We start from the raw sequence: 17,862 nt of genomic DNA, 5'->3' as shown, positions 1-17,862 counted from the left end.
TCCTACGGCCGGGTGTTTCAGTTGTTTGTCAGGTGCGGGACGCCGCCAGGTCAGGCGTGTGGGCGGCGGTGGCTTTCCCATCGATCAGCCTCAGTGTGTCCGAGAGGCCTTGGCGCCCACCCTCGAGGCGAGTTGTCGGAGACGAGGTGGGCGGACGGGAACAGCCGCCGCAGGCGGGGCCGGCCATGGATGGCCGGTCGTTTGAAACCGAGCCAGGGAAGGCGAGTTTCAAACCCCCGTCCGCACGCCGGTTCGCGCCCGTAGGGCAATAAGTACATGGCCCCGGAGGGGCATCCTTTTCGAACGTTGGAGACTTGTCTGAGCAGCGAGGGTGGGCGCCAAGGGCTCTTTCCGGAAACGTCCGAGCGCAAACGCGATGGCCAACGGCCGAGCCCCGCGAAGCCGAAGGCGAGCCCTATCGCTCAGGGGGCATCGTCAACGCAGCCACCTGCGAATCGCTGTCGCCGTCAGCGGTCGACGTGTTTTGCAAGGCGCGCTGGCATACGGTCAATTCGGACGGATAACGCGACGCGCAATAAGTCACCCACTTACGCACATTCCGCGCACGCTGCGACGGCAGCAGGTGGCCCGTCAGTGGACCCTTCGCCTGGCCCGTCACCTCCTTCAACACCGCCATCAAACCATCGTGCACATACCACGGCTGGTACTGCACATCATCGCGGCCCGGCGCACCGTGCACCCAGATCGACTGCTCCGCCAGCCGGCGGCTATCACCCAGGTGCGAAATCACATAGGGAACGCCCGCCTTGCCCAGGCCCATCAGGCGGCGAAACGCCACCGCCTGCGACGCGGCATCCAGCGTGGTGTCGTTAACGAGGCGGGCGACGAGGGGGCCGAGGTCTTCGGCGGGAGGTGCCGTGGGTGTAGGCGGTGCAGCGGCTGAGGCCGCCAGCGGAGCCAGTAATGCGAACGCGACGATCCAACGCTGCTTCATGCCCTTCACTCCGTTCAGGCTCACCCCGTCCCGAGTATCGCGCCACCCCGACCGGCGGCGCGTGAAGAATCGTTTAACCCCGGAAGAAGGGGTAAGGCGCGAGAAACACCAGCCACACCATCACCACGATGCCGATGTACTTCAGCACGCGGAACAGCCTGGGGTTGGCCTTCTTGAACTTGCGGGTGCGCTCGCGACCGCGCTGGTTCAGCGCGAACATGCGGTTCACGAAGCCGACCTGTTCCTTGCCGTCGTCGCTATTGGGCGAGGCGGTGATCGAGCCCATGAACGCGCCGACGCGCTTGTTGATCGCGGTCATCAGGCCGAATTTGAGCGGGCGCTCGACATCGGCGAACAGGATGACGCGGGTCTGGTCGGTGCGGTTTTCCGCCCAGTGCACGTAGGTTTCGTCGAAGACCACATCCTTGCCATCGCCCCACGCGTGCATTTCACCGTCGACGAAGATGCGGCAATCATCCGAGTTCGGGGTGATCAGTCCGAGGTGGTAGCGCAACGAGCCGGCGAACGGGTCGCGGTGCGGGTTAAGGCGGCTGCCCGGCGGGAGCAGGGCGAACATGGCCGCTTTCACGCTGGGGATGGAGTTCAGCAGCTTGACCGTTTCCGGGCACAGGGCTTCGGCCGAAGCGAGCGGCTCGCCGTACCACTTCAGGTAGAAGCGCTTCCAGCCCTGCTTGAAGAACGAATTGAACGAGGCGTCGTTGTGCTTCTCGGCGGAGCGGATGTAGCCCTCGTCGAACAGGTGCATCGCTTCTTCGCGGATCTTTTGCCAGTTGCCCTGCAGCAGGTCGAGCTGGGGGAAGCCGCTGCGGTCGAGGATCGGGCGCGCCGGCACGGCCGAGAATGCATACATCAGCAGGTTGTAGGGCGCGAACAGCGCCGAATGGTCGACCAGCTGGCGATCGAAGCGCAGGCGCGAGCGGCCACGCAGGTGCACGAGCAGCACGCACAGCGTGAACAGGATCAACAGGTACAGGACGATGAAGCGGGGCCCGAGGAGATTCATGGGGTTGCACTCGAAAGGACGGGCGATACATGCGGCCCGGAACGGCCCGTATCAACGCGCATAGGATACTCCGGCCTCAGTGCCCCAGCACGTGCACGGCGCCGCCGCCGGGCCGCCAGGCGCCGCGGAAAGCCTTGTCCAGCCAGGAAATGGCCGCCCGGACAGCCGCCTGCGGCGCTTTGCCCCGGGCCAGGTGGGCCGTGACGGCCGAAGCCAGGGTGCAGCCGCTGCCGTGCCCTTCGAAAGGCAGGCGGGGATGGTGGAAGGCGAGCACGCCGCTCGCGTCGTAGTAGCGATCGACGATCTCGCGGCCGCTGCCATGGCCGCCCTTCAGCAGGATGCCTTGCGCGCCCATGGCGAGCAGGTCGGCGCCTGCTTCATCGAATGCCTTCCCGATCTTGCGGCCAAGAAGCGCCTCGGCTTCGGGCAGGTTGGGGGTGAGGATGTCGGCCAGCGGGATCAGCCGCGTTACGAGGGCCTCCAGCGCGTCCTCGTCGAGAAGACGCGCGCCGCTGGTTGCGATCATCACTGGATCGACCACGAGCCATGCGGGCTGACGCGCAGCCATCTCTTTCGCGACAAGGCGGGTGATGGCCGCGCTGCCGAGCATGCCGGTTTTCACGCCGGCTACGGGAAAGTCGTTGAACACCGCATCGATCTGCGCGCGCACGTGCGCGAGCGGCACGGTGTGCACGGCGGTGACACCGCGTGTGTTCTGCGCGGTGACGGCCGTGATTGCCGTGAGCCCGTGCGTGCCCAGCGTGTGGAATGTCTTCAGGTCGGCCTGGATCCCCGCACCACCGCCGGAATCACTTCCGGCGATGGTGAGGGTGTTGGGTTTCGCTTTCGTCACAGTGCCTCGGAAGCGAAATCGGCCAGGCGGGAACGCTCGCCGCGCTTCAGCGTGATGTGGCCGGAGTGGGCCCACATCTTGAAGCGATCCACCGCGTAGGTCAGGCCCGAGGTGGTTTCGGTGAGGTATGGCGTATCGATCTGCTCCACGTTGCCGAGGCACACGATCTTCGTGCCCGGACCGGCACGGGTGATCAGTGTTTTCATCTGCTTCGGCGTGAGGTTCTGCGCCTCGTCGATGATGAGGTAACGGCTGAGGAAGGTACGGCCACGCATGAAGTTCAGCGAGCGGATCTTCACGCGCGAAGCGAGCAGGTCGTTGGTGGCCTGGCGCCCCCATGAGCCGCCTTCTTCCGGATTGGCGAGCACCTCGAGGTTATCGGTGAGCGCGCCCATCCACGGGGTCATCTTTTCCTCCTCGGTGCCGGGGAGGAAGCCGATGTCTTCGCCGACCGATACCGTGGCGCGGGTCATGATGATTTCGCGGTAGCGCTGCTGGTCCATGACCTGGGCGAGGCCGGCGGCAAGCGCGAGCAGCGTTTTGCCCGTGCCCGCGGTGCCGAGCAGGGTGACGAAATCCACGTCGGGATCCATCAGCAGGTTCATCGCGAAGTTCTGCTCGCGGTTGCGCGCCGCGATACCCCACACGCCGTGCGCGGCGTGGGTGTGGTCGTCGAGCAACACCAGCTTCGCCTTGCGGTGATCCTCGTCGCCACGGATCTCCAGCACGCGCAGCTCGACGTCGTTCTCGCCTGGCATGTACAGGCACTGGTTCGCGTACCAGAGTTCGTCGTCGCGTACGTCGACTTCGTAGAAAGTGCGCCCGCGCTCGTTCCACGAGCGCAGCTCGGGGTGCAGGCTCCAGAAATCTTCCGGCAGCTGGTCGGAGCCCGTGAAGAGCAGGGCGAAATCATCTAGCGCGCGGTCGTTCTCGTAGTCCTCGGCGGTGATGCCGTAGATCGAGGCCTTGATGCGGAGGTTGATGTCCTTGCTGACCAGGATGACCGGGCGGTCCGGGTATTGGTCGCGCAGGTCGATGACGGCGGCGAGGATCTGGTTATCCGCCTTGCCGTTGCCGTGGCTGGTACGTTGCTGGAAGAACAGGCGGCCCACCGCGCCGCGCTTGAGCTTGACGCCCTGGGGGTTGCTGAGTTCGACACCTTCGCGGAGGCCATCGTGCCCGCCGCGTTCGATCAGCTCGTTGAGGAAGCGGCTTACCTGGCGGCCGTTACGCGAAACTTCCGAACCACCTTTCTTCTTGTCGTCCAGTTCCTCCAGCACCGTCATCGGTATGAAGACATCGTGTTCTTCGAAACGGAACAGCGAGGTCGGGTCGTGCAGGAGCACGTTGGTGTCGAGGGCGTAGATGCGCTTGCTTCCACTCATGCGGAAGTGACCTCATGCGGAGGTTGCGAAACCCGGCCATGTGGCCGTGGCCGGGGGAGGGAGCCGCGTGGCGCGGTGTCCGTCACGCGGTGGGAACGCTCTCAAGGACGGCCTGCGCATGGCCGGGGATTTTCACCCCGCGCCACTCCGCATGTAGCTTGCCGTCGGGGTCGATGAGAAAGGTGCTGCGTACGACACCCATGTAGCGCTTGCCGTAGAGCACTTTCTCGTGGATGACGTCGAAGGCCTGGCACCAGGCTTCATCGGCGTCGGAAACGAGGGGGAAGGGCAGCTCGTGCTTCGCCGCGTAATTGGCGTGCGAGCGGACGGAATCGCGGGAGACGCCGATAACTTCGGCGTTGCGCGCCTGGAACTGCGCGTAATGGTCGCGGAAATCCTTCGCTTCGTTCGTGCAGCCGGGCGTGTTGTCCTTCGGGTAGAAAAACACCACTACCCATTTGCCGGAGAGGGATGACAGCGCCAGCGTGGAACCATCGCCGAGCGTGCCCTTGAGTTTCGGAACCTTCTTGCCCTTGCCGATCATGTGGTGCGTTGTATTCCCTTGGGGTCAGAACTTGACGGGGTCCATGATGGCATCGAGGTTGAGGCCATCGCACAGTTCGAGGAAATCGTCGCGCAGTGCAGCGATATGCGTTTCCGAGGGGATGCCGATGGTCATCTGCGCCTGGAACATTTCGGCGCCCGTCTGCATGGCCTGGTAACGCATGGACGAGAGTTGCTCGACGCTGATATCGCGCCGCGAGAAGAATTCGATGATTTTGACGAGGATGCCAGGGCGATCCGCCGCGATCACTTCAACCAGATACGGCAGAAGATGGGCGGTGGGCTCGCGCGGGGTCGTGCGGTAATGCACGAGCTGCAACTCTTCGTCGCGCGCCAGCTTGCCCACGGCCGTTTCCAGCTTGGCCACGGCATCCCACGAGCCCGAGGCCAGCAGCATCACGGAGGTATCGTTGCCGATGGTGGACACCCGCGCGTCGGCCAGGTTGCAGCCGGAATCGGCAATGCGCTTGGCGAGGGCGAGGATGGGCGCGCGGTGCGCCGGCGACAGCGTCGAAATGAGTAACTGGTTATCGGCGGCGCTGCGTGCTACGGAACGATTCAAGGCCTTCACTACCCATGGCGCGGCCCGCGGGGCGCGGGGCGTCGCTGTTGGCCCGAGCTTAACGGGCGCCGTTGGACAGTAGCAAGACACTGCGGCGGCCCCATGCCGGCACCCGCAGGCGAATGGACTCCCCGGAAACGCCCCGGTAACATGCGAAGGGCTGGTTCCTCAATGGGTTTCACCTTGGATATCTCCGGAAGCATCACCGCGCTGGCAACCCCGTTTGCCGCCGACGGTTCCCTCGATCTCGACGCGTTCGGCCGCCTGCTCGATCAGCAGCTGGCTGGCGGCACCCAGGCGGTGGTCGTCGCGGGCTCGACGGGCGAATCGCACTTCCTCGAGCATGACGAATTCAAGCGCCTGCTGGCGTTTGCGGTGAAGCACATCAATAAACGTATCCCTGTCATCGCTGGCACGGGCGAGGCCGGTACGGCCAAGACCATCGCCACGACGCGCCTGGCCAGGGAGCTGGGCGCCGATGCCGCCCTCGTGGTGGCGCCGTTCTACGTGCGCCCCACCCAGGAGGGCATGCGCCGGCATTTCCTTGCCGTGGCCGACCAGGGTGGCCTGCCGGTCATCCTGTATAACGTGCCGCCCCGCACTGGTTGCGATATCGCGCCGGAGACCGTGGCTGCGCTCCGCGACCATCCGGGCATCATCGGAATCAAGGAAGCGCGCGGCGACGCCGAGCGAATCCAGGCGATCGCGGAACTTATTCGTCCCGATTTCGTCTACCTCAGCGGCGACGACGGCTCGGCCCACCAGGCCATGCTGGCCGGCGCTGCGGGCACCATCTCGGTGGTGGCCAATCTCGTGCCGGGGCCTTTCCGTGAGTTCTGCGACGCCGCCCGTTCGGGCAGCGCGGAGCGCACGGCCAGCGCCACGGCGCGCCTGGCACCGCTGATTGACGCCCTGAACTGTGCGCCAAACCCGATCCCCGTGAAGGCCGGCCTGGCCTTGCTGGGGCTGGGTCTGGCGGCGCCCCGCCTGCCCCTGGTCGAGCTCGAGCCCGGCCCGGCGCTGGCAAAAGTGCGCGAAACGCTCGCGGCTCTGGCACCATTGGCGACTGCCGCCTGAAGCACCTCATTAAAAACGGATTCCAACGGAACCTTTGTTCATGAAGAAAACCTCGTACGCGCTGGTCGTCCCGGCACTGCTCCTGTCCGTCCTGGTCGTTTCCGGCTGCGGCGCGTTCCGCTCCACCAAGCAGTGGGAAAAGGCCAAGCAGGAATCCCCGCTGGAAATCCCGCCGGGCCTGGATACGCCGTCGACCAGTGCGGCTCTGGTGATCCCTGACGTGGGCGCGGGTTCGGGCGCCACCGGTGGCTCGGCCCCGGCTGCGGCTCCGGTCTCCGATGGTTTCATCCTGGCGGATGCCCCGGACGCTGCCTACAAGCGCATCGGTGAAGTCCTCTCGGTGGGCGATGTCGGTACGGTCACGGCCCACGACGACGACACCCACACCTACCAGATCGCCGCCACGGCTGGCGCGCCGGAAGCCAAGCGTGGCTTCTTCAAGCGCATGTTCGGTGGCAAGAGCCCGGAGCAGGAGCAGGATCAGGCCGGTTCGGCCGCCGCGGGTGCCAAGCACTCGGTCGTGCTTACCGTGAACCCCAGTGGCGCCGGTTCGGAAGTGCGCGCCCAGGGCGATGCCAATGGCGTCCGCCGTGTGGTCGACGCGTTGAAGTCGCGTCTCGACGTTAAGTAATCCCGGCCCCGCCCGGAACAAGAAGGCCGCCCCCGGGCGGCCTTTTTTGTGCCCGTTCTAGAGGCATAAAAAAAGGCCCCGAAGGGCCTTTTCGCTACCTGCTCAGCGCTGGAGCAGGTCGATCTTGTTGGGTTTGTTTTCCCAGTCCTTGGCGTCCGGCATGCCATCCTTGCGCTCGGTGATCACCGGCCAGTCCTTCGAGAGGTCGGCGTTCAGTGCCACGAACTGCTCCTGCCCGGCGGGGACGTCGTCCTCGGGGTAGATGGCGTTGATCGGGCATTCCGGCTCGCAGAGGGTGCAGTCGATGCACTCGTCCGGATTGATGACCAGGAAGTTCGGGCCTTCGTGGAAGGCATCCACGGGGCAAACCTCGACGCAGTCCGTGTATTTGCACTTGATGCAGTTGTCGGTAACGACAAAGGTCATGCGAACGGTTCGGCGCCGGAAAGAAAAGTGGTGCTCCCTACGAGGTTCGAACTCGTGTTCCAGCCTTGAGAGGGCCGTGTCCTAGACCACTAGACGAAGGGAGCGGGGTCGTACGAGACGTACGAAGCGCGCTAGTATATCCAAATTCCGGCCGCTGGCAACGCTTTTACTACCCGCTCGTCGGATTGGGTCGAATTCGTTACATTTGGCCCGTTCATCCCGACACCGGTTGCCGGTGGGGGCAGCTACTTGACCGGGCGCGGATGCGCCCGCCAGGACACCGACCGCTTGAATTCCGAAACGAGGAGTGACGTTCCGCCCGGGCTACGCATCATCCCGCGCGAGCAGCACTCCATTTCCCGCAAGAACATCAGCAAAGCCGCGCTCCGCGTGCTTTACCGACTCCACGACGCCGGGTTCGCCGCGTACCTGGTGGGCGGCGCCGTGCGCGACCTCCTCCTGGGCGGCCATCCCAAGGATTTCGACGTGGCCACCAATGCCACGCCGGAAGAGGTGAAGGGGCTGTTCCGTAACTGTCGGCTGATCGGCCGCCGGTTCCGCCTGGCCCATGTCGTCTTCGGCCCCGAGATCATCGAGGTGGCCACCTTCCGTGGCACCGGTGAAGAGGGCGGCGAAAGCGAAGGTGACCGTCACATCGTCGATGGCCGGATCGTCCGCGACAATATCTGGGGCACCATCGAGGAAGACGCGGTGCGCCGCGATTTCCGGGTCAACGCGCTCTACTACGATATCGCCGACTTCAGCGTCCGCGATTACGTGGGTGGCATGCAGGATCTGGAAGACCGGACGATGCGTCTCATCGGCGACCCCGAGCTGCGTTATCGCGAAGATCCGGTGCGCATGCTGCGTGCCGCACGCCTTGCCGCCAAGCTCGGCTTTACGATCGCGCCTTCCGCCGCCGCACCGTTCAAGAAGCTCGGCCACCTGCTGACCGAGGCCTCTCCGGCTCGCCTCTTCGATGAATCCCTGAAGTTGTTCCTGGCCGGACACGGCCTGAAGAGCTTCAAGATGCTCGAAGCGTGCGGCCTGCTCGAGTTCCTGTTCCCAGCCACCGCCCGCGCGCTTGAGCGTGGCGATACGGCGCTGCGCGCGCTGGTCGAGCAAGGCCTGGCCAACACCGATGCACGCATCGCCGAAGGCAAGTCGGTCACGCCGGCGTTCCTGTATGCGGTGCTCCTGTGGGGCGAAGTCCGTGACCAGGCCCATGGCTGGATGGCGCAGGGCTTCGATATGAACGAGGCCTGGCAGCGCGCCGCCGTCCATGTGGTGGGTGAGCAGTGCCAGCGTGTCGCCATCCCGCGGCGCTTCACGTTCACGATGGAAGAAATCTGGGCGTTGCAGCCGCGCTTCGAGCAGATCCACCGCAAGCGCGTGTTCCGCCTGATGTCGCATCCGCGCTTCCGCGCTGCCTTCGATTTCCTGCTGCTGCGTGCACACGAATCCTCAGGCATGCGTGAGCTCGGCGAGTGGTGGGCACATGCCCAGCAACTCCCGCCGGAAATGCTCGCCGCGGCGCTGGGTGGTGGTGGCGTACCGCCGCACGATCCCTCGACGGTCTCGGCTACCGCGCCGGCCCGCAAGCGTCGCCGCCGGCGCAAGCCGACCCGCGGCAAGGGCGATACGAGCGGCGCGTGAGCGTGGTTGCGCTCATTGGCCTGGGTGGCAACCTGGGCGATGTCCGGTCGCGGCTCGATGCCGCGATCGAAGCGCTGGACGCCGTGCCGGGGATCCGCGTCACGGCCCGGTCGCGGTTCTACCGCACCCCGCCATGGGGCCCCGTGGCCCAGCCCGACTTCGTGAACGCGGCCATTGCCGTGGATACGTCACTGGATGCCCATGCGCTGCTTGATGCGTTGCTCGCGACCGAGCGTGCCTTTGGCCGCGTCCGTGATGGCGAGCGCTGGGGGCCGCGTACGCTCGACCTGGACCTGCTTGCCTATGGCGACATCGTGATGGCGGACGAGCGGCTGACCGTGCCGCATCCGCGTATCGCCGAGCGTGCCTTTGTCCTGCTTCCGCTTGCGGATATTGCCCCCGGGGCCGTCTTGCCGGGCCTGGGGCAGGTGGCTGGCCTGTTGGCGGCGATCGACGCGGCTGAATGCATCCCGCTCGCCTGATCCGGATTCCTTGAGCCCCGGGCCAATCAGGCGGACAATTCGAATTTCACCCAACGAGGCGACAAGAGCGTGTACGTCGAAAAAACGAGTGCGCCGGCGCGTAAGCCGGTGACCGTGCCGGGCCTGAAGGCAATGAAAGCCGAAGGCCGGAAGATCGTGATGCTCACCGCCTACGATGCGAGTTTTGCCGCGCAGCTGGAATCCGCCGGGGTCGATGTGGCGCTGGTCGGCGACTCCCTCGGCATGGTCGTGCAGGGCAGGTCGAGCACGTTGCCCGTCACGGTCGATGAGATGGTCTACCACACGGCTGCCGTAGCGCGCGGCCTCGGTGCCACGCTGCTGGTCGCTGACCTGCCGTTCATGAGCGATCGCGACGTGCCGTCCGCGATGGAGGCAGCCGCGAGGCTCGTCGCCCAGGGTGGCGCGGCCATGGTCAAGATCGAAGGTGCCGGGCGCATCTGCGAAGTCGTCGCCGCGCTCGCCGAGCGCGATATCCCTGTGTGCAGCCATCTGGGCCTCACCCCGCAATCGGTGAACAAGTTCGGCGGCTACAAGGTGCAGGGCAAGACGGAGGACGCGGCGGAGAAGCTGTTCGCCGATGCGAAGGCCGTGGAAGCGGCGGGCGCCGACCTGCTGGTGCTGGAATGCGTGCCGACGGCGCTGGCCGAGCGGATATCGAAGGCGCTTTCGATCCCTGTCATCGGCATTGGCGCGGGTGTCGGGTGCGATGGCCAGGTGCTCGTCGTCTACGACATGCTCGGCCTTACGCCGGGCAAGCGGCCAAAGTTCTCCAAGGATTTCCTTGCTGGTCGTGATTCCATTCCGGCAGCGATCCGCGCGTATGCGGATGACGTAAGGGCAGGGACGTTCCCCGGCCCGGAACACAGCTTCAGCTAACGAGCCAGCCATGCAGACCGTAACCGATGCCGCCGCCCTCCGCGCCACCATCCGTGGCTGGCGCTCCGCCGGCCAGATCGTGGGCTTCGTGCCCACCATGGGCAACCTCCACGAGGGCCACCATTCGCTGCTGAAGCTGGCCCGTGCCCGCGCCGACCGCGTGGTGGCCTCCGTGTTCGTGAACCCCACCCAGTTCGGCCCGGGCGAGGACTTCGAGCGCTATCCGCGCACCCTGGCGCAGGACCAGGTGGGTCTGGCTGAGGCCGGTTGCGACGTGCTGTTCGCGCCGGAAGTGGCCACGATGTACCCCTTTGGTGCGGCGGGCAGCGTGAGCATCCACGTCCCGGGGGTCACCGAAACGCTCGAGGGCGCCCATCGCCCGGGCCATTTCGATGGCGTGGCTACCGTGGTTTCCAAGCTGTTCCACCTGGTCCAGCCGGATTTCGCCGTGTTCGGCCAGAAGGATTTCCAGCAGCTGAAGGTCATCGAGCGGATGGTTCGCGACCTGTCGCTGCCGGTGAAGATCATGTCGGGCCCGACCCTGCGGGACGAGGATGGACTGGCCAAGAGCTCGCGCAACCAGTACCTCACGCCGGCCGAACGCCAGCGCGCGCCCCAGATCTACGCCACGCTGACCCAGATGCGCGACCTGTTCCGCCAGGGCCACAACTGGCAGGCGCTGGAGCAGGCCGCGCGCGCCCGGCTTGAGCGGGCAGGCTTCGTGCCCGACTACGTGGCGATCCGCCGGGCCGACGACCTGGCCGAGCCGGGCCAGGACGAGCGCGAGGGCCTGGTGGCCCTGGTCGCCGCCCGTCTGGGGGCCACCCGCCTGATCGATAACCTGCCTTTCGACTGAAAGCCTTCACGAACGGGCACTTGCGTTTCCGACCCCGCTCCCCCATAAAGCGCCTCGACACCGAGGAAGCCCATTCACGACGGTACGGGCTACCTCCGTTAGAATGGGCGTTTTTGTAACCGCCACACCGCAGAGACCGCCATGCACCTCAACATGCTCAAGTGCAAGATCCACCGTGCCACGGTGACTCACGCCGAGCTGAACTACGAAGGTTCCATCGCTATCGATGGCAACCTGCTGGACGCCGCGGGCATCCGCGAGTACGAGCAGATCCACGCCTGGAACATCAACAACGGCGAACGCTTCGTCACGTACGCGCTGCGTGCGGAAGAGGGCTCGGGCATCATTTCCGTGAACGGTAGCGCCGCGCGTCGCGTGTCGACGGGCGACCTCGTCATCATTGCCGCCTTCGTGGGCCTGTCCGAGGCCGAGATGGCCAAGTACCAGCCGGACCTGGTGTATGTGGATGCGGACAACCGCATCACCCATACCAACCATTCGATCCCCAAGCAGGCCGCATAAAAACGTAGGAGCCCACCCTGTGGGCGACATCTTTCGCCTCACCGCGCGGGCCCTGTGGGGTTATCGCGAAAGGCGTCGCCCACAGGGTGGGCTCCTACGATGAATTGGGCGCTGTCCATACAATCCACTTACGTTGCAGTGCGGTAATATCGGAGCTTCCCTCCGTCGCACCCAAAGTGGAAGCCATGGATTCAAACCACGTCCCCGTGCCGTCGTTCGATGAGCACAAAAGCCGCCTCGCCGGTACCACCCTCCGCACGCTCGTCAACGACGCCTCCCGTGGCGATCGCTTCCGCAAGCGCATGGGCCCCATCCTCCTCGACATCACCCGCCAGAAGCTGGATACGGCGGCGCTGGATGCCGTAGGCGCCTACATCGAGAGCACCGGCTGGCAAGCCGCGCGCGACGCGATGTTCGAAGGCAAGCACATCAATACGTCCGAAGACCGCGCCGTGCTGCATACCGCCCTGCGCGGTGGTGCGTCGCGCCACCCGGCGGCCCCGGCCGATGTCCGCAAGGAAGTCGCCGAGGCGCTCGACCAGATGGAAAAGCTGGTCAATGCCGTGCACAAGGGCGAGGGCGAGTCCGTCGGCCTGATCGGCCGTGTCACCGATGTGGTGAACATCGGCATCGGCGGCTCGGACCTGGGCCCGCGCCTGGCTGTCCACGCGCTCGAGCAGTTCCATGTCGACGGTATCCGCAGTCACTTCCTCACCAACGTGGACGGTCAGGCCGCCTACGATCTGATGAAGCATCTCGACCCGGCACATACGCTGGTCATCCTGGTCTCGAAGAGCTTCAACACGCAGGAGACCCTGCTCAACGGTGGTGTGTTCCGCGACTGGATCCTCAAGGCCAACAAGGGCGACACCGCGAAGACGGCGAAGCACTTCATCGCCGTGAGCTCGAACGTCGAAGCCGTGAACAAGTGGGGCGCCGCGCAGGTGCTGCCCATGTGGGATTACGTCGGCGGCCGCTTCTCGCTGTGGTCGGCGGTCGGCGCTTCCATCGCCTTCGCTATCGGCATGAACGGCTTCCGCGATCTGCTCGCCGGTGCCGCCGAAGCGGATGACCATTTCCGCAGTGCGGAGTGGAAAGACAACCTGCCGGTGCTGCTTGCCGCGGCCGAGCTGTGGAACCGCAATATCCTCGGCACCACCAGCCGTGCGGTCATCCCGTACGTCGATTACCTCGCCGACCTGCCGTCGTACCTGCAGCAGCTCGAGATGGAATCGCTGGGCAAGCACGTGCACCCGACCAACGGCAAGCACGTCACGGGTTCGACCGTTCCGGTCGTGTGGGGCAGCATCGGCACGAATGCGCAGCACGCGTATTTCCAGGCGCTGCACCAGGGCACCGATATCGTGCCGCTGGAGTTCATCGGCCTGGTGAAGCCGGCGCACCCGCTGCGCGAAAATCAGGATGTGCTGACCTCGAACCTCCTTGCCCAGGCCGCCGCGCTGTCGCTTGGCAAGACCTTCGAGGAAGCGCTGGCTGAAGCCAAGACCGGTACCGAAGAAGAGCGCCGCGCCCTGGCCGCGCAGCGCACCTTTGAAGGCAACCGCCCCAGCAGCGTGTTCATGCTCGATTCGCTCACCCCGCATTCGCTGGGTGCGCTCATCGCGCTGTACGAGCACAAGGTGTTCATGCTCGGCCACCTGTGGGGCATCAATGCGTTCGACCAGTGGGGCGTGGAGCTGGGCAAGGTCATCGCCAAGCAGATCTACCCCTCGCTCGCGAACGACAAGGATGCGGGCGATATCAGCCAGTTCGATGCGGCCACGCGTGGCCTGATCGAAGCGATCCGCGACCGCCGCTGACCCGGCTTCGCGACGCCGCTTTCGTAGGAGCCCACCCTGTGGGCGACATCTTTCGCCTCACCGCGCAGGCCCTGTCGCGTTATCGCGAACGGCGTCGCCCACAGGGTGGGCTCCTACAGAAAGCCAAAAAAAGAGCCCGGCGATTGCCGGGCTTTTTTTGGATCAGACCTCGAGGGTGGCTAGGTCGCCTTTCTCTTCGAGCCATTGCTTGCGATCGCTTGCGCGCTTCTTCGCCAGCAGCATGTCCATCAGTTTCGCCGTGCCGTCATCCGACTCGACGGTGAGCTGCACGAGACGACGCGTATCCGGATGCACAGTGGATTCGCGCAGCTGTGCCGGGTTCATCTCGCCCAGGCCTTTGAAGCGGGTGACCGAGACGGCGCCCTTCATCTTTTCGCGTTCCACCTTCTCGAGCATGAGGCGCTTCTCTTCCTCGTCCAGGCAGTAGAACACCTGCTTGCCCACGTCGACGCGGAACAGCGGCGGCATGGCGACGAAGACGTGGCCTTCGCGCACCAGGGTGGGGAAGTGGCGAAGGAACAGCGCCGAGAGCAGGGTGGCGATGTGCAGGCCGTCGGAATCCGCATCGGCCAGGATCACGACCTTGCCGTAACGCAGGCCGCTGAGGTCATCCTTGCCCGGATCGCAACCGATGGCCACGGCCAGGTCGTGCACTTCCTGCGAGGCGAGCACGGCGGTCGACTCGACTTCCCAGGTGTTCAGGATCTTGCCGCGCAACGGCATGATCGCCTGGAAGTCCTTGTCGCGGGCCTGCTTGGCCGAGCCGCCGGCCGAATCGCCTTCCACGAGGAAGATTTCGGTGCGGGTGAGATCGGTGGAGGCGCAGTCGGCGAGCTTGCCGGGCAGGGCGGGGCCCGAGGTGATCTTCTTGCGCACCACCTGCTTGGCCGCTTTGAGGCGGGCGCTGGCGCGTTCGATCGCCAGCTGGGCGATCTTCTCGCCGAGATCCACGTGCTGGTTCAGCCACAGGCTGAAGGCATCGTGCACGACGCCTTCAACGACGCCCGCCGCATTACGCGACGAGAGACGTTCCTTGGTCTGGCCAGCGAACTGCGCATCCTGCAGCTTGACGCTGAGCACGAACGCGAGGCGCTCCCACACGTCTTCCGGCGCGAGCTTGACGCCGCGCGGCAGCAGGTTGCGCAGGTCGCAGAATTCGCGGATGGCGTTCGTGAGGCCCGAGCGCAGGCCGTTCACGTGCGTGCCGCCCTGCGCGGTGGGGATGAGGTTGACGTAGCTTTCCTGCACGAGCTCGCCTTCCGGCAGCCAGCACAGCGCGACGTCGACCGTGTCGGTCTCGCGCGCGAAGTGCTTCACGAAGAGATCGGCTGGCAGCGCTTCGGCGCCCTGCAGTTCGGCGCGCAGGTAATCCTGCAGGCCGTCTTCGAAATACCACTCGGTGACTTCGCCCGCGGCGGATTCATCGTGCAGGCGCACGGTGAGGCCAGCGCAGAGCACGGCTTTCGCGCGCAGCAGGTGCTTGAGCTTGGAGACGAGGATGCGCGGGGAGTCGAAGTACTTCGGATCCGGCCAGAAGCGCAGCGTGGTGCCAGTCTTCTTCTTGGGGACGGTGCCGATGACTTCGAGCTCACTGGCGCGGTCGCCGTTCTCGAAGCTCATGCGGAATTCCTGGCCCTCGCGGCGGATGGTGACATCCACGCGGGTCGAAAGCGCATTCACCACCGAGACGCCCACGCCGTGCAGGCCGCCCGAGAAGGCGTAGTTCTTGTTCGAGAACTTACCGCCCGCGTGCAGGCGGGTGAGGATCAGCTCGACACCGGGGACCTTCTCGTCCGGGTGGATATCCACCGGCATGCCGCGGCCATCGTCGCTGACCTCGACCGAGCCATCATTGAAGACCGTGACGTCGATGGTCTTGGCGTGGCCAGCCAGGGCCTCGTCGACGGAGTTATCGATGACTTCCTGCGCCAGGTGGTTCGGGCGCGAGGTATCGGTGTACATGCCGGGGCGGCGCTTGACCGGGTCAAGGCCACTGAGGACTTCGATGTCTGAGGCGTTGTAGCGAGTATTCATCAGGCGGGGAGTCGTTTCGTTAGCCGGGCAGGATGGGTGACGGTCGCAGGTCGGTCAAGTGTGCGGCCAGGCGATGTCACTCCATGAGATTCAGGTCACGGTGCCACCGCCCTGTAGGAGCCCACCCTGTGGGCGACGCCTTTCGTACCGCCGCCACAGGGCCTGTTGGGGTTTCGCGAAAAGATGTCGCCCACAGGGTGGGCTCCTACGGGGATTGGCGTTATAGCGGGGCGCAGTGCCATTCGAGCCAGGCGCGGTCTTCGCCGTCCAGCAGGGGCGACAGGGCCGCCCGCACGGTGGCGTGGTAGTCGTCCAGCCAGGCCCGTTCCGAGGGCTCCAGCAGGCGCGGCTCCAGCCCGCGGCGGTCGAATGGGCAAAGCGTCAGCGTTTCAAAGGAGAAGAACTCGCCGAACTCGGTCTCGTCAGCCTGAGTCACCACCGCAAGGTTCTCGTGGCGGATGCCGTAGCGGCCGGGCTTGTAGAGGCCGGGCTCGATCGAGGTGATCATGCCCGTCTCCAGCGGTACCAGAGGCCCGCCGGCCACGGGCGGGCGGATACCGTGGGGGCCTTCATGCACATTCAGGAAGTAGCCCACGCCATGGCCGGTGCCGTGGCCGAAATCCATGCCGGCCGCCCAGAGCGGTGCGCGGGCCAGCGCATCGAGCTGCGGGCCGCTGGCTCCCTTGGGGAAGCGCGCGCGGGAGAGGGCGATCATGCCCTTCAGCACCAGCGTGGAGTCGCGTTTTTGCTCGTCGGTGACCGGGCCGAGGGCCAGTACGCGAGTGATGTCGGTGGTGCCGCCGAGGTACTGGCCACCCGAATCGATCAGCAGCAGGCCCTTGGCCGCGAGCGGGCTGAAACCGGCTTCGGTAGCGCGGTAATGCGGCAGGGCGCCGTTGGCCTGGTAGCCGGCGATGGTCGAGAAGCTCTCGCCAACGAAACCCTCCTGCGCGGCGCGGGCCTCGCGGACGATCGTGTCCACATCCAGCTCGGAGAGCGGCTGGCCGCCAGCCACGCCCGCCTCGATCCGGCGGAAGGCACGGGCGAGGGCGGCGCCGTCGCGACGCATCGCATGGCGGATGTGTTCCAGCTCTTCGGGCGTCTTGCGGGCCTTGGCGGCCGTGGACGGCGCCGGGCCGCGGATCTGGCGGACGCTGGCGGGCACGCCTTCAAGAACCGCGACGACCACCTTGGCCGGATCGATCAGGAGGCTTGCATCATCCGGCAGGGCCGCCAGGGCAGAGGCAGCGGTGCCGTAATCGGCCACTGAGACCCCGTCGGCGGCCAGGGCGGCCTTCACGGTTGGCGGAAGCTTGCCGCCATCGACGAACAGCGTGGCGTGGTCGGCTTCGACCAGCAGGTGGGCCAGGAAGACCGGGTTGTAGTCGACGTCAGCCCCACGCAGGTTGGTGAGCCAGGCGATATCGTCGAGGCTGGAGACCAGGTGGTGCGTCGCGCCGGCGCGGCGCATGGCCGTGCGGACGTGCTGCAATTTGTCGGCCCGGCTCACCGGCGCGTAGGCAGCGGCGTGGGCGAATACGGGGGCGGCGGGGCGGGCGGGACGGTCGGCCCAGGCCGCGCCGGGCAAGTCCAGGTCGGTGCGCAGCGTGGCGCCGCCGGCCTGAAGCCGCTGGGCCAGGCTCTCGGCGGTGGCCACGGAGACGCTATCGCCAGCCACGGCCACCACGGCGCCATCCGGCAGCTCGCTGGACAGCCACGCCGGGGGCTCCGGCGTCTGGGCGACGTGCTGTTTCATCAGCGGCAGGCCACTGCCGGCCAGTTCGGTCTCCGCCTGGGAGAAATAGCGGGAATCGGTCCACAGGCCGCCGCCCTTCGCGGTCACCACCAGGGTGCCGGCCGACCCGGTGAACCCGGAGAACCACTCCCGGGCCTGCCAGCGCGGCGGCAGGTATTCGGAGAGGTGGGGGTCGGCCGTGGGGACGACGACGGCGGCGACACCGGCGCGGGCCATGGCGGCGCGCAGGGCTTCGAGACGGGCGGGGATCGGGGATGTGCTCATCCCCCCATGTTAAGCGTTCAGCGAACCCCTCGCGAGCGGCCCGGCCCTCGTGTAAAATACAAATTTCCAGCACTGGC

The 17,862-nt window shown here is 66.0% G+C and carries 17 protein-coding genes and 1 tRNA gene; 8 read left to right on the top strand and 10 right to left on the bottom strand.

From position 1 onward, the window contains the following. Positions 1-415: 415 nt before the first annotated feature. From L2Y96_RS14845 to L2Y96_RS14820, 6 genes are all read right to left on the bottom strand, one after another. On the bottom strand, positions 416-955 hold the full coding sequence (locus L2Y96_RS14845; protein WP_247327762.1) for a hypothetical protein: 540 nt from the start codon (positions 953-955) through the stop codon (positions 416-418). 73 nt (positions 956-1,028) lie between these two features. Further along, the gene (locus L2Y96_RS14840; protein ID WP_283248886.1) at positions 1,029-1,955 is read right to left on the bottom strand and encodes an aspartyl/asparaginyl beta-hydroxylase domain-containing protein; all 927 of its coding nucleotides are present in this window, start codon (positions 1,953-1,955) and stop codon (positions 1,029-1,031) included. Between the two features lie 100 nt (positions 1,956-2,055). Next, on the bottom strand, positions 2,056-2,832 hold the full coding sequence (thiD, locus tag L2Y96_RS14835) for a bifunctional hydroxymethylpyrimidine kinase/phosphomethylpyrimidine kinase (RefSeq protein WP_247327757.1): 777 nt from the start codon (positions 2,830-2,832) through the stop codon (positions 2,056-2,058). Beyond that, complete coding sequence (locus tag L2Y96_RS14830; RefSeq protein WP_247327754.1) at positions 2,829-4,217, bottom strand: PhoH family protein; 1,389 nt, start codon at positions 4,215-4,217, stop codon at positions 2,829-2,831. Before L2Y96_RS14830 ends, thiD begins: the two co-directional genes overlap by 4 nt. Positions 4,218-4,299: 82 nt before the next feature. Further along, entirely contained in the window at positions 4,300-4,761 is a 462-nt protein-coding gene (locus tag L2Y96_RS14825; RefSeq protein ID WP_247327751.1) for a peroxiredoxin, read from the bottom strand. Between the two features lie 24 nt (positions 4,762-4,785). Then, complete coding sequence (locus L2Y96_RS14820; protein ID WP_247327748.1) at positions 4,786-5,352, bottom strand: glycine cleavage system transcriptional repressor; 567 nt, start codon at positions 5,350-5,352, stop codon at positions 4,786-4,788. A 174-nt stretch (positions 5,353-5,526) separates the two neighbouring features. Between L2Y96_RS14820 and dapA the strand changes: the two genes are divergently transcribed. Further along, positions 5,527-6,420 (top strand): 4-hydroxy-tetrahydrodipicolinate synthase, encoded by an 894-nt coding sequence (dapA, locus tag L2Y96_RS14815; protein ID WP_247337049.1) that lies wholly within the window; start codon positions 5,527-5,529, stop codon positions 6,418-6,420. Between the two features lie 40 nt (positions 6,421-6,460). Further along, positions 6,461-7,051 carry a hypothetical protein gene (locus L2Y96_RS14810; RefSeq protein WP_247327745.1) on the top strand — a complete coding sequence of 197 codons (591 nt, stop codon included), beginning with the start codon at positions 6,461-6,463 and terminating at the stop codon, positions 7,049-7,051. 102 nt (positions 7,052-7,153) lie between these two features. Here the strand turns inward: L2Y96_RS14810 and fdxA are convergent, their stop codons facing one another. Both fdxA and L2Y96_RS14800 read right to left on the bottom strand, forming a co-directional pair. Next, a complete protein-coding gene (gene fdxA / locus L2Y96_RS14805) occupies positions 7,154-7,477 on the bottom strand; it encodes a ferredoxin FdxA (protein WP_045827890.1) in 324 nt (107 codons plus the stop codon). A gap of 28 nt (positions 7,478-7,505) precedes the next feature. Continuing rightward, a tRNA-Glu gene (locus L2Y96_RS14800) sits at positions 7,506-7,581 on the bottom strand. Positions 7,582-7,765: 184 nt separating this feature from the next. Here L2Y96_RS14800 and pcnB point away from each other — a divergent pair. From pcnB to pgi, 6 genes are all read left to right on the top strand, one after another. After that, on the top strand, positions 7,766-9,133 hold the full coding sequence (gene pcnB / locus L2Y96_RS14795) for a polynucleotide adenylyltransferase PcnB (RefSeq protein WP_247327742.1): 1,368 nt from the start codon (positions 7,766-7,768) through the stop codon (positions 9,131-9,133). Beyond that, complete coding sequence (gene folK / locus L2Y96_RS14790; RefSeq protein WP_247327740.1) at positions 9,130-9,615, top strand: 2-amino-4-hydroxy-6-hydroxymethyldihydropteridine diphosphokinase; 486 nt, start codon at positions 9,130-9,132, stop codon at positions 9,613-9,615. Before pcnB ends, folK begins: the two co-directional genes overlap by 4 nt. A 132-nt stretch (positions 9,616-9,747) precedes the next feature. After that, complete coding sequence (panB, locus tag L2Y96_RS14785; RefSeq protein ID WP_247337047.1) at positions 9,748-10,512, top strand: 3-methyl-2-oxobutanoate hydroxymethyltransferase; 765 nt, start codon at positions 9,748-9,750, stop codon at positions 10,510-10,512. Between the two features lie 10 nt (positions 10,513-10,522). After that, entirely contained in the window at positions 10,523-11,368 is an 846-nt protein-coding gene (gene panC, locus L2Y96_RS14780) for a pantoate--beta-alanine ligase (RefSeq protein WP_247327737.1), read from the top strand. A gap of 141 nt (positions 11,369-11,509) precedes the next feature. Beyond that, positions 11,510-11,890 carry an aspartate 1-decarboxylase gene (gene panD, locus L2Y96_RS14775; protein ID WP_247327735.1) on the top strand — a complete coding sequence of 127 codons (381 nt, stop codon included), beginning with the start codon at positions 11,510-11,512 and terminating at the stop codon, positions 11,888-11,890. A gap of 185 nt (positions 11,891-12,075) precedes the next feature. After that, positions 12,076-13,710 carry a glucose-6-phosphate isomerase gene (gene pgi / locus L2Y96_RS14770; RefSeq protein ID WP_247327729.1) on the top strand — a complete coding sequence of 545 codons (1,635 nt, stop codon included), beginning with the start codon at positions 12,076-12,078 and terminating at the stop codon, positions 13,708-13,710. Between the two features lie 162 nt (positions 13,711-13,872). On the opposite strand, the gene parE is transcribed toward pgi, so the two are convergent. Together parE and L2Y96_RS14760 are read right to left on the bottom strand one after the other, a co-directional pair. Continuing rightward, positions 13,873-15,765, bottom strand: a complete 1,893-nt coding sequence (parE, locus tag L2Y96_RS14765; RefSeq protein WP_247327726.1) for a DNA topoisomerase IV subunit B — start codon at positions 15,763-15,765, stop codon at positions 13,873-13,875. Between the two features lie 220 nt (positions 15,766-15,985). Continuing rightward, positions 15,986-17,785 carry an aminopeptidase P family protein gene (locus tag L2Y96_RS14760; protein WP_247327723.1) on the bottom strand — a complete coding sequence of 600 codons (1,800 nt, stop codon included), beginning with the start codon at positions 17,783-17,785 and terminating at the stop codon, positions 15,986-15,988. Positions 17,786-17,862: the final 77 nt, after the last annotated feature.

The sequence above is a fragment of the Luteibacter aegosomaticola genome (assembly GCF_023078475.1).
In the GTDB taxonomy this organism is placed as follows: Bacteria; Pseudomonadota; Gammaproteobacteria; order Xanthomonadales; family Rhodanobacteraceae; genus Luteibacter; species Luteibacter aegosomaticola.
Note: the sequence above shows the minus strand (reverse complement) of the source record. Positions and strands in the feature narration are given on the sequence as shown.

Bases quoted from the DNA above. Each gene is read 5' to 3' on its own strand.
- L2Y96_RS14760 (WP_247327723.1), bottom strand. From the start codon at position 17,785: ATGAGCACATCCCCGATCCCCGCCCGTCTCGAAGCCCTGCGCGCCGCC.
- panD (WP_247327735.1), top strand. From the start codon at position 11,510: ATGCACCTCAACATGCTCAAGTGCAAGATCCACCGTGCCACGGTGACT.
- L2Y96_RS14825 (WP_247327751.1), bottom strand. From the start codon at position 4,761: ATGATCGGCAAGGGCAAGAAGGTTCCGAAACTCAAGGGCACGCTCGGC.
- panC (WP_247327737.1), top strand. From the start codon at position 10,523: ATGCAGACCGTAACCGATGCCGCCGCCCTCCGCGCCACCATCCGTGGC.
- L2Y96_RS14830 (WP_247327754.1), bottom strand. From the start codon at position 4,217: ATGAGTGGAAGCAAGCGCATCTACGCCCTCGACACCAACGTGCTCCTG.
- L2Y96_RS14810 (WP_247327745.1), top strand. From the start codon at position 6,461: ATGAAGAAAACCTCGTACGCGCTGGTCGTCCCGGCACTGCTCCTGTCC.
- fdxA (WP_045827890.1), bottom strand. From the start codon at position 7,477: ATGACCTTTGTCGTTACCGACAACTGCATCAAGTGCAAATACACGGAC.
- pgi (WP_247327729.1), top strand. From the start codon at position 12,076: ATGGATTCAAACCACGTCCCCGTGCCGTCGTTCGATGAGCACAAAAGC.
- panB (WP_247337047.1), top strand. From the start codon at position 9,748: ATGAAAGCCGAAGGCCGGAAGATCGTGATGCTCACCGCCTACGATGCG.
- L2Y96_RS14845 (WP_247327762.1), bottom strand. From the start codon at position 955: ATGAAGCAGCGTTGGATCGTCGCGTTCGCATTACTGGCTCCGCTGGCG.
- parE (WP_247327726.1), bottom strand. From the start codon at position 15,765: ATGAATACTCGCTACAACGCCTCAGACATCGAAGTCCTCAGTGGCCTT.